Annotated in this window: 2 protein-coding genes; one reads left to right on the forward strand and one right to left on the reverse strand. The window is 44.9% G+C overall.

What is annotated here, in order from left to right; all coding sequences use genetic code 11:
* Nucleotides 1-491: FlgT C-terminal domain-containing protein (locus tag A3756_RS18140; RefSeq protein WP_304438896.1), on the forward strand; the 491-nt coding region annotated here is incomplete at its 5' end.
* A 3-nt stretch (nt 492-494) separates the two neighbouring features.
* Here the strand turns inward: A3756_RS18140 and A3756_RS18145 are convergent.
* The coding region (locus tag A3756_RS18145; RefSeq protein WP_231875567.1) for a phosphatidylserine/phosphatidylglycerophosphate/cardiolipin synthase family protein at nt 495-1,246 on the reverse strand (752 nt) is incomplete at its 5' end.

Raw genomic sequence — 1,246 nt, forward strand, 5'->3', positions numbered from 1 at the left:
CCAATATCAAACGTCGCTTTGCAATGGAGCTATTTGTTCATGATGGCTATAGTGGTGCGATTATCTGGCAAAGAAGTTTTGCAGTATCTGCGCCGTGGGAAGATGATATTGATGATCTGAGTGGCTTTGGCACTGCAGAGTTCTGGAATGACGAATATGGTCTAGCAGTCGCTCAACTGGTGGATGGTGTTGCTACTTTAGTAGGAGAGCAATTGGAGTGTCAGCCCTTTATTGCACGTATATCAAGAGTTGACGGTAAAACATTACACTTCAATTCGGGTGCAAGCTCCGGTGTTCGCCCTGGAGATAAGTTTTCTTTATATCGTACCTACAATTATTACGACGCAGATATGCTAGCGGGTACTGAACTAACGAATGTCAAGACATCACTCACCGTTTCTCAGGTGCACCCTGGTTTTGCTAGTGGTAGTGTCAGTATGGACCCAGGGCGAATAAATATACAAGAGGATGACTTGCTAATCGCTTGGTAGTTTTTACACCCAGTAAGAGAAAAATATTAGTAGCAGTCCGCCCAAATACCGTTGGATAAAATGCTTTTTGTCCAGCGAGTCGCTCTTCAGTTCTTCGCTGCAGCTCAGGTCGTCACGAAAATTAATTGCCAATTGCTCTCGGCTGGCGGTAAGTTGCAGGCTGTAATCGATTTCCAAATCATGCATTAGGCTGCGGGTGTTGAGGTTACTTGAGCCGATGCAAGCCCAGTCATCAATAATCAAGGTTTTAGAGTGCATGATTCCTGCTTGGTATTCGTAGAGTCGGATGCCAGCTTCAAGTAATGTTGAATAGAAGAACGCAGAGGCCCAAGGAATGAAAAATATATCCGAACGCCCGGGGAGTAATATTCTTACATCAACCCCGCTTTTACTTGCTGTGCATAGGGCGTCTTGCAGTTCGCTATCTGGTACAAAATAAGCGTTCGCTATCCATACCGCATGCTTTGCATTTTTAATTCTCTGTAATAAGTCTTTTCTCTGTTTTCGTCTTAAGCGGCGGCTGAAGTTATAGAGAAAAGGGCTCTCAGGCAAGTACCGAGCGCTGGTGCGACATGAGTGTTTATACCAGCAGGTGTCGAAAGCTAGCCTTACGCTCTGGGTTACTTGTCCAGATATTCTGATTGCTGTGTCACTAAATTGTTGACCGCCAAGGGCCTTGGGTAAATGCGCTTTTGTAATGTTGAAACTGCCAAGAAAAACCAGCTTATCATCAATGAGTACAAGCTTGCGGTGGT

Source organism: Oleiphilus sp. HI0086, assembly GCF_001635225.1.